1 protein-coding gene is annotated in these 365 nt (G+C 61.4%); it reads right to left on the minus strand.

The window, feature by feature from the left end; genetic code table 11:
• The coding region (locus QN357_RS19335; protein ID WP_323505449.1) for an ATP-binding protein at nucleotides 1-332 on the minus strand (332 nt) is incomplete at its 3' end.
• Nucleotides 333-365: the final 33 nt, after the last annotated feature.

Below are 365 nucleotides of genomic sequence, written 5' to 3' on the forward strand. Positions count from 1 at the left end.
AATTCGTCGATTGCGAGTAGCTGGTTTTTCGCTATGTTGACCAGTTCCCGGTCGAGGCGGCCTTCGTCTTTGGCGCGACGCAGCTGCATCACCAGGGACGAGGTTGTGTAGAACCGGGCCGGTATTCCTTGTCGGCAGGCGGCGGCGACCAGCGCGCTGGCGAGGTGGGTTTTGCCGGTCCCGACGTCGCCGTAGAGGACCAAGTCTTCGGCTCGGTTGATGAAGTCCAACGACGTTAGCTCCTCCCGGCCGTAGTCCTCAGGGAATTTCACGCTGGAGTAGTCGAAACCCGTGAGTGATTTCAGCGCTGGCAGTCGGGCGGCCGTCAGCAGTCGTTGGCGGCGTGATGCTTGTCGGGATTCGTG

Source organism: Cryobacterium sp. RTC2.1 (assembly GCF_035018685.1).
GTDB lineage: Bacteria > Actinomycetota > Actinomycetes > Actinomycetales > Microbacteriaceae > Cryobacterium > Cryobacterium glucosi.